Source organism: Methylobacterium sp. Leaf93, assembly GCF_001422345.1.
Lineage (GTDB): Bacteria > Pseudomonadota > Alphaproteobacteria > Rhizobiales > Beijerinckiaceae > Methylobacterium > Methylobacterium bullatum.
This window is the reverse complement of record NZ_LMMS01000006.1, coordinates 93179-102040: the sequence shown is the minus strand read 5'-3', so window position 1 is coordinate 102040 and position 8862 is coordinate 93179. Positions and strand designations below refer to the sequence as shown.

7 protein-coding genes are annotated in these 8862 nt (G+C 68.8%); 1 reads left to right on the top strand and 6 read right to left on the bottom strand.

The annotated features are described in order from the left end of the window. Nucleotides 1–200: 200 nt before the first annotated feature. On the top strand, nt 201–611 hold the full coding sequence (locus ASF26_RS07045; RefSeq protein WP_056251390.1) for a response regulator: 411 nt from the start codon (nt 201–203) through the stop codon (nt 609–611). Between the two features lie 170 nt (nt 612–781). Here ASF26_RS07045 and ASF26_RS07040 read toward each other — a convergent pair whose 3' ends face one another. From ASF26_RS07040 to ASF26_RS07015, 6 genes are all read right to left on the bottom strand, one after another. Next, on the bottom strand, nt 782–3949 hold the full coding sequence (locus ASF26_RS07040) for a CusA/CzcA family heavy metal efflux RND transporter (RefSeq protein ID WP_056251387.1): 3168 nt from the start codon (nt 3947–3949) through the stop codon (nt 782–784). Then, a complete protein-coding gene (locus tag ASF26_RS07035) occupies nt 3946–5451 on the bottom strand; it encodes an efflux RND transporter periplasmic adaptor subunit (protein ID WP_056251383.1) in 1506 nt (501 codons plus the stop codon). Before ASF26_RS07035 ends, ASF26_RS07040 begins: the two co-directional genes overlap by 4 nt. Next, nucleotides 5448–5843 (bottom strand): FixH family protein, encoded by a 396-nt coding sequence (locus ASF26_RS07030; protein ID WP_056251379.1) that lies wholly within the window; start codon nt 5841–5843, stop codon nt 5448–5450. The genes ASF26_RS07035 and ASF26_RS07030 overlap by 4 nt, the downstream gene beginning before the upstream one ends. An 82-nt stretch (nt 5844–5925) precedes the next feature. After that, nucleotides 5926–6321, bottom strand: coding sequence for a hypothetical protein (locus ASF26_RS07025; RefSeq protein ID WP_056251375.1), 396 nt, complete (start codon nt 6319–6321; stop codon nt 5926–5928). 44 nt (nt 6322–6365) lie between these two features. Further along, the gene (locus ASF26_RS07020) at nt 6366–7529 is read right to left on the bottom strand and encodes an MFS transporter (protein ID WP_056251372.1); all 1164 of its coding nucleotides are present in this window, start codon (nt 7527–7529) and stop codon (nt 6366–6368) included. A 7-nt stretch (nt 7530–7536) separates the two neighbouring features. Beyond that, complete coding sequence (locus ASF26_RS07015) at nt 7537–8832, bottom strand: arsenic transporter (protein ID WP_056251369.1); 1296 nt, start codon at nt 8830–8832, stop codon at nt 7537–7539. Nucleotides 8833–8862: the final 30 nt, after the last annotated feature.

The window sequence follows — 8862 nt, the reverse complement described above, 5'->3', positions numbered from 1 at the left end:
CCACCAACGACCCGCGTGTCCTGCAAAACCTCAGGGCAACCTTCCGCGATGTCAGGCCGGCCTAATCACCAGACGCTCTTTTCACACAGCCTCCACCCCAAGCTGACCTCGCGAATGGGTACCAAGCGTCAGGTTTCGACCACTAGGGGCCCGCATCCACGGGACCTACGGAAACGTCGCCAGGCCGGCCTTTGGTATCCATGCCCCTGCCTGACACCGCCGATGCCCCCCATGTCCTCGTGGTCGACGACGACGCCCTCATCTTGATGGATGTGTCCGACATCCTGGAGGATGCCGGTTTCGTGGTTCTTGAGGCGATGAACGTCGCCCAGGCGATGCGGGTGCTCGACGAGCACCACGGCAAGGTGCAGCTGCTGTTCACGGACGTGCAGATGCCCGGCCCGGACAACGGCTTCGACCTGGCGCGGCGGACGGCCGTGACGTGGCCCCACATCGCCATCGTGGTCGCCTCCGGCAATGTGCGACCTGAACCCGGGGACCTGCCCGATGGGGCGACGTTCATCGGGAAGCCGTTCAGCCCCTCCTTGGTCCGGCACCACGTGCGCGAGACGATGCCGCCGGAGAAGCACCCCGGGCCCCTTCGGAGGTAAGCCCGGGATCGGTTGGCCGGAGCCCCATGCCTCCTCCCGGCTCTCCTCGATCATCGACCGGATGCGAGCGACCCTCGATGTCGGGTTAGGCGAGGTCTTCGAGAATGTCGGAGACCAACCTGCCTACCTTCGGCTCGTCTTCGACCACCAGCATGGTCTCGTCCTCGTTGTCATTCCGCGGCCAAGGGCATCGTGTGCCCCTCGACGGGTTCCGGCCGCATGTCGGATCTCGGCAGTCCCCATCCCTTCACCAGCCCGTACACCGCCGGGATCACGACGAGGGTCAGGACGGTCGACGACACCATGCCGCCGATCATCGGCACCGCGATGCGCTGCATGACCTCGGAGCCCGAGCCGGTGCTCCACAGGATGGGTAACAGCCCGGCCATGATGGCGACCACGGTCATCATCTTGGGCCGCACCCGCTCGACCGCGCCGACCATGATCGCCCGCCTCAGGTCATTTCGCGATAGGGGCCGGCCCTCCCGCTCGCACTCCGTCCGGACCTCGGCCAGCGCATGGTCGAGATAGACCAGCATGATCACCCCGGTCTCGGCGGCGACCCCGGCGAGCGCGATGAAGCCCACGGCCACGGCGACCGACAGGTTGAAGCCGAGCCACCACATCAGCCAGACGCCGCCGACCAGGGCGAAGGGCAGCGACAGCATCACGATGAGGGTCTCGGTCAGGCGCCGGAAGTTCAGGTAGAGCAGCAGGAACACGGTCAGGAGGGTCAGGGGCACCACGATCTTGAGCCGGGCCGTCGCGCGGTCGAGGTACTCGACCTGCCCGCTCCACTGGAGGGTGGTCCCCGGCGGCAGGCTCACCTCGCCGGCCACCGCCGCTCGCGCCTCGGCCACGTAGCCGCCAAGGTCGCGCCCGGTGACATCGACGTAGATGAAGACCGCGAGTTGCCCGTTCTCGGTCCGGATCTGGGTCGGCCCCCGGGCCAGCGCGACCTTGGCGACTTCGCCCAAGGGGACCGTGCCTCCGCCCGCGATGGGTACCTGCACCTCGGTCGCGATGGATTGTGGGCTCGACCGGAAGGCGCGCGGGTAGCGAACGTTCACGGTGTAGCGCTCGCGGCCCTCGACGGTGTTGGTCACGCTCTCACCGCCGAGCGCCATCGCGATGACGTCCTGAACCTCGCCGACCGTTAGGCCGTAGCGGCCCAGAACCTCACGGTCCGGCGTGATGTCGAGGAAGTACCCGCCCTGGACGCGCTCGGCATAGGCGCTCGACGTGCCCGGCACCGCCTTCACCACCGCCTCGACCCGGCGGGCGACCTTCTCCATCTCGGCGAGGTCGGTTCCGAGCACCTTGATGCCGACGGGGGTTCGGATGCCGGTGGCGAGCATGTCGATGCGGGCGCGGATCGGCTGGGTCCAGGCGTTGGAGACACCGGGGAACTGGAGTGCGGCATCCATCTCGGCCTTGAGGCTCGCCAACGTCACGCCCGGGCGCCACTCCGCCTTCGGCTTCAGGTTGACGATGGTCTCGAACATCTCGGAGGGCGCCGGGTCCGTGGCCGTGTTGGCCCGGCCCGCCTTGCCGTACACAGACAGGACTTCCGGGAAGCTCTTCAGGATGGTGTCCTGTCTCCCTAAAAGCTCTCCGGCCTTGGTCACCGAGATGCCCGGCAGGGTGGTCGGCATGTACATCAGGGTGCCCTCGTCGAGGTCGGGCATGAACTCGGACCCGAGTTGCAGGGCCGGCCAGACCGAGGCGCCTAGAACGCCCAGCGCGATCAGGATGGTCAGCACCCGCGCCCGCAGGACGCCGGCGATGATGGGACGGTAGAGCCAGATCAGGAGCCGGTTCACCGGATTGCGGTGCTCGGGCACGATGCGGCCGCGCACGAACAGGACCATCAGGGCCGGAACCAGCGTCACCGACAGCACCGCCGCCGCCGCCATCGCGAACGTCTTGGTGAAGGCCAGCGGCCCGAACAGACGCCCTTCCTGGCTCTCCAGGGTGAAGATGGGCAGGAAGCTGACCGTGATGATGAGGAGCGAGAAGAACAGCGAGGGACCGACCTCGGAGGCGGCCTCTATCAGGACCTGGACCCGGGGCTTGCCGGGGTCCGCCCGCTCCAGGTGCTTGTGGGCGTTCTCGATCATGACGATGGCGGCGTCGATCATGGCGCCGACCGCGATGGCGATGCCGCCCAGGCTCATGATGTTGGCGCCCAAGCCCAGCGCCTTCATGCCCGCGAACGCCATCAGGATGCCGACCGGCAGCATCAGGATGGCCACCAGCGCGCTGCGCACGTGGAGCAGGAACACGACGCAGACGAGAGCGACGATGGCGCTCTCCTCGATCAGGGTGCCCTTGAGGGTCTCGATGGCCGCCTCGATCAGGTGCGAGCGGTCGTAGACGGGCAGGATCTCGGTGCCCTTCGGCAGGCTGGCGGCGACTTCGGCGAGGCGCGCCTTGGCGCTCGCGATGACGTCGAGCGCGTTCGCCCCGAAGCGCTGGAGGATGATGCCGCCGGCGACCTCGCCGTCCCCGTTCATCTCGGTGATGCCGCGGCGCTCGTCGGGACCGAGCTCGACCCGGGCGACGTCCTTCACCCGCAGGGGTGTGCCCGCCTCCGTCCTCAGGACGATGCTCCCGATGTCGGCGACGCTCTTGAGGTACCCGCGGCCACGGACGACGAACTCGAACTCGGACAACTCGACGGTGCGGCCGCCGACGTCGGCGTTGCTCGACCTGATGGCCTCCCGGAGCTTGGACATGGTGATGCCCTGCGCCCGCAGTCGGTTCGGATCGACGACGACGTTGTACTGCTTCACGAAGCCGCCGACGCCGGCGACCTCGGCCACGCCCTCGGCACGCGACGCTCCGAAGCGGACGACCCAGTCCTGGAGCGAGCGGAGTTCGGCCAGCGACCGCTCCTTGGCGACCACGACGTACTGATAGACCCAGCCCACCCCTGTCGCGTCCGGTCCCAGCGTCGGGGTCACCCCTGCCGGTAGGCGCTTGGCCACCGTGTTGAGGTATTCGAGCACCCGGCTGCGGGCCCAGTACGGGTCGGTGCCGTCCTCGAAGATGACGTAGACGAACGAGACCCCGAAGAACGAGAACCCCCTCACCACCTTCGACCGCGGCACCGTCAGCATGGCCGTGGTCAGCGGGTAGGTGACCTGATCCTCGATGACCTGGGGCGCCTGCCCGGGGTACTCGGTGTAGACGATGGTCTGGACGTCCGAGAGGTCCGGGATCGCGTCGAGCGGCAGGGTCCTCAGGGCGTAGAGCCCGGCTCCCACCGCGAACACGGTCCCGATCAAGACTAGCACCAGATTCTTTGCCGACCAGGCGATGAGGCGGGAGATCATGGCGCCTTTCCCTCGGCGGCGGCCTGCGGGCCCGGGTCGGGTTTGGGCTCCGAAAGCCCCTGCAGCGCCGCCTTCAGGTTGCTCTCGGCGTCGATCAGGAAGTTGGCCGAGGTCACCACGCGGTCGCCCGCGGCGATGCCGTCGCGGACCTCGACGTAGCCGTCGCCGCGGACGCCGAGCCTGACCGGTCGCGGTTCGAAGCGACCCTCGCCCTTGTCCAGCAGGACGACCTGTTTCGTGCCGGTGTCGATGACCGCGTCGTCGGGCACCGCGACCACCGGCCTGTCGCTGCCGGTGGCGATCGTCACGTCGGCAAACATCCCCGGGCGCAGGTCGCCGTTCGGGTTGGGCATTTCGATGCGCAGACGGGCTGTCCGGGTCCCCATCGCGAGGTGCGGGTAGATCCGGGTCACCGCGCCGGTGAAGACGCGGTCCGGGAACGTCCTGGCGCGCACGGTCGCCATCTGGCCTTCTGCCACGGCCGCCAAGTCGCGTTCGGTCACGTCGGCGAGGACCCAGACCTTGGAATGGTCGACGAGCTTGAACAGCGTGTCGCCGGACTTGGCGCGCATGCCGTCGGAGACATTGCGCTCGACCACGACGCCGTCGCGGGGCGCCGACCACGTGATGGTCGAGGGGACTTTTCGGGATCGCTCGATCTCGTCGATGACCTCGGGCGGGATGCCGAGGTTCTCCAGGCGCCGGCGGGCGCCCTCGTAGCCGATGCCGGTGAGGTACTGCGCAGCCGCCGCGTTCATCTCCGGCGAGAACAGGCGCAGGAGCGGCTGGCCCTTGTGCACGTGGTCGCCGGTGGTGACGCCCTCGACCTTCTCGATGAATGCGTCGGTGCGCATCGCGATGACCGAGATCCGGCGCTCGTCCTCCTCGATGGCGCCGGGCGCGCGCACCGGCATCGACAGGACGCGTCGGTCGACGACCGCCGTCCGGACCCCGGTGCGCTGTAGCTTGCCGGGCGAGATTTTCACGGTGCCGTCCTCGGTGTCCTCCCCCTCGTAGACGGGGAGGTAGTCCATCCCCATCGAGTCCTTCTTCGGGGTCGGCGAGGTGTCCGGCAGGCCCATCGGGTTGCGGTAGAAGCGCACCTTGCGGGCCCCCGCAGGCGTGGTGGCCTGACCCATGGCCATGTCGCCGTGCCCGGCGTCGGGCATCGCCTCCGCCTCGTCGGGTTCGTCGAAGCGCACCTCCTCGCTGGCGCGGACGGCGCGATAGTCGCGACCGTCCGCCGTGCGCCTCGGCTCGGAGGCGTAGTCCGGCTTCCCGTCCGGGTCCTGGTAGAAGACGACCGGTCCCGTCGCCTTCGCCGCGACCGATGCCTGTATCGGGGATGCCGGCCGGGGCGTGCTCGGCAGCCAGTGGGTGAACCCGGTCCGCGCCTGCTGGACGAGCGCCGGCACGGGGCTTCCCTCATGCCCCGCGCCATACCCCAGGGCCCCCGCCGCGAGCGCGGCGAGGGTCCCGGCCAGCCATGCCATCCGGCTCACTTGGTGGCCTTGAACACCAGCTTGTTCTCGACGGTGCCGGTCTCGCCCTGAACCTTGGCTCCGAGCGAGAGGCGCCAGCCGCCGGCCATCGTCAGCTTCGCCTTGAACCGGTAGAGGCCCGGCTCCGGCGACGGTAGCTGCTCGATCCTGGAGGTCATCTCCTCCATGCTGTCGGGCGCCATGTCGATGCGCTTGGCGAAGATGACGGCGTTCGGCACGGGCTTGGACGTGCGCTTATCGACGAGGCGGACGTCGAGGATGGCCTCGCCCTGCTTGGCCTCGTCCTTCACCAGTTGGAACTCGTAGTCCTTGGTGTCGGCCCGGGCCGCGGTGGTCAGGGCGAGACCGAGCAGCGCAGCCGTCAGGGCGCGTGAAAACGATGTCTTGGACACGGTGGATGATCTCCTGAAAACGATGTGACCCGGGCCTTCAGGCGCGCGGGATCGGCCGGCGCAGGCGCCGGCGGCATCGGGTTCAGGCTCGGGGAGGCTCGGTGGGCGGCCCTTGCGACAGGCTGTCGAAGGAGGCGGTGACGCCCCAGATCGGCCCCTCGACGCCGGCAACGCGGCCCGGAAGTCCGACGGTGACCGGCAGCCCGGTGGCGACCTTCGCCAAGCAAAGCGCCATCAAGGGGCAGCCCTTCGAGCAATCGGGCAAGTCCGGCCGCTCCTTGGGGCAACACGGCATCTCGTCCATGGCCATCCCGGCCATGTCGTCCATGGCCTCGTCGGGCATCGCCATGACGTTACCCTGAACGGCCATCGGCGCGCGCATGCCCGCGGCGGCCGCGGATGCGGTCACCGGCGCAAGGGCGAGGCTGAGAACCGCCAGGAGCGGAAGCAGCCTGCGAAGGGCGAGCCAGAAGGTCACCGTCGGACGATGCCACATCGTAGACCGGCGAGGAAGGGACGGGACTACCGGACGCGCCAAAGGGATACGGCGAGCGCGACGTTCGCGAGGGCGAGTACGGAAAGGAGGACATAGGTCGCGTCGGCGCCCGCCTGCGTCAGCACGACGGCCCCGAGGGAGGGCGCGAGCGCCTGCGCCACCAGCCCCGGACGGGCGAGCCGGCCGACGAGCGGGGCGTAGCGCTCGGGACCGAACAGCGCGAGAGGCACCGTGCCGCGGGCAATCGAGTAGATCCCGTTGCCGGCCCCGTAGAGGACGAGCGCCAGTCCGACCACGGGCAAGCCCGCTGCCAGCATCGCGATCCCGGTCGCCACGAGAACCATCGCCGCCGTGAGGGTCCAGAGCGGGTGGTGCCGGCCCTTGCCGGCCATCTCGACGATGCGTGCCCCCACCTGGGCCGGTCCGATCAGGGCGCCGTAGGCCACGGCCGATGTAAGAGCCACGCCACGGGCCTGAAGCAAGGTGATGAGGTGAACCGAGACCAGGGCCATCACGGTCCCGCCAAGGGTCAGCACCCCGGCCATGAGGAGGAAGGCGCGACGCTCCCGACCATCGAGACGAATGACGGGGCTCGGGCCTGCGGGTCGCGTGATCGGATGTGCGGGGGGCCGGGGGATCGCGAGCAGGACGAGCGGCAGCGTGACCGAAAGGTGCAGCCCGGCATAGGCGAGGCAGGTCCCACGCCAGCCAACCTGTTCGATCAGGAAGGCCGAGAGCGGCCAGCACACCGTGCTGGCGAAGCCGCCCCAGAGGGTCAGCGTGGTGATGGCAGGCCTTGCCTCGGCGCCGTAGAGGCGTCCGAGCGTGGCGAAGGCGGGATCGTACAGTCCGGTGCCCATGCCCAGGCCGATCAGGAGCCACCCCGCGAGGTAAGTCAGCAGGTTCGGAGCGAGGCCGAGGATAGCAAGGCCGACGGCGAGGGCGACGGCCGCGAAGGCCAGTACCTGCCGGCCGCCATGCTCGCCGATGTAGGTGCCGACCCGCGGCGAGGCCAAGCCCGCGACGAGGAGACCGAGGGACAGGCCGCCGATGACCCATCCCAGCGGCCATCCCGTATCCTTCGACATCGGCGCGGCCAGAACCGACAGCAAATAGAACGAGGAGCCCCACGTCAGGATCTGGACCACGCCCAGGGCCGAGATCACGGGCCATCGGCGCGCCGGGGCCATCGGATCGCTACCGGGCGCCGAGCACGGGTAGCCAGAGGGCCAGCGCCGCCAGGGTGACGAGCAGCACGGGCTGGGTGATGACCAGACCCACCCGCATGTACTGACCCCAGGTGATGTGCTGGCCCTTGGTGTCGAGGACGTGCAGCCAGAGCAGGGTCGCCAGACTCCCGATGGGCGTGAACTTCGGGCCGAGGTCGCAGCCGATGACGTTGGCGTAGACCATGAGCTCGCGCATCAGCGGCGAGAGATCCGGAGCCTGCTGGATGGAGAGCGCACCCACGAGCACGCTCGGCATGTTGTTCATGACCGAGGACAGGATGGCGGCGGCGAACCCGGTGCCGATGGTGGCGACGAACGGACCATGGCCCGAGAGCCAGACGAGCCCCTGCGCCAGATAGTCGGTCAGGCCGGCGTTCTTCAGGCCGTAGACCACGAGGTACATGCCGAGGCTGAAGAGCACGATCTGCCAGGGGGCCCCCGTCAGGACCTTGCGGATGGGAATGACGCGGCTGCGGCTGGCCAGCGCCAGCAAGACCAGTGCGCCGGCGCAAGTGACCACCGAGACCGGCACGCTGAACGGTGCCGTCACGAAGTAGGCGATCAGCAGCAGCCCGAGGAGCGGGAAGGCCGCCCGGAAGACCAGCGGGTCCTTGATCGCGTGGCGGGGCGCTTCGAGCTCGGCCACGGGGTACGTGGCCGGAAGGTCGCGCCGGTAGAACAGCCACAGCACCACCAGGGTCGCGGCCAGCGAGACGAGGTTCACCGGCACCATCACGGCCGCGTATCGGCTGAAGGAGATGTCGAAGAAGTTCGCCGAGACGATGTTGACGAGGTTCGAGATGACCAACGGCAGGCTGGTCGAGTCCGCGACGAACCCGCAGGCGACGATGAAGGCCAGCGCCGCCGCCGGCTTGAAGTTCAGCCGGAGCAGGATGGCGAGCACGATGGGGGTGAGCAGCAGTGCCGCGCCGTCGTTGGCGAACACCGCTGCGATCGCGGCCCCCAGCAGGATTACCAGCGGGAACAGCAGCCGTCCCCGACCCCCACCCCAGCGGGCGATGTGCAGCGCCGCCCAGTGGAAGAAGCCGGCCTCGTCGAGAAGAAGCGAGATGATGATCAGGGCGACGAAGGTGAAGGTGGCGTCCCAGACGATGTGCCAGACCACCGGGATGTCCCCGGGGTGGATGACCCCGGTGGCGAGCGCGACCGCGGCCCCGATCAGGGCGCTCCATCCGATCCCGAACCCCTTCGGCTGCCAGATGACGAAGACGAGGGTGACCACGAAGATGGCGAGGGCGAGCATCGGGACCGTTTCTTGTTCTTGGTCTTTCAG

Coding starts and splice junctions, on each gene's coding strand:
- ASF26_RS07020 (WP_056251372.1), bottom strand. CDS start 7,529: ATGGCCCCGGCGCGCCGATGGCCCGTGATCTCGGCCCTGGGCGTGGTC.
- ASF26_RS07015 (WP_056251369.1), bottom strand. CDS start 8,832: ATGCTCGCCCTCGCCATCTTCGTGGTCACCCTCGTCTTCGTCATCTGG.
- ASF26_RS07040 (WP_056251387.1), bottom strand. CDS start 3,949: ATGATCTCCCGCCTCATCGCCTGGTCGGCAAAGAATCTGGTGCTAGTC.
- ASF26_RS07045 (WP_056251390.1), top strand. CDS start 201: ATGCCCCTGCCTGACACCGCCGATGCCCCCCATGTCCTCGTGGTCGAC.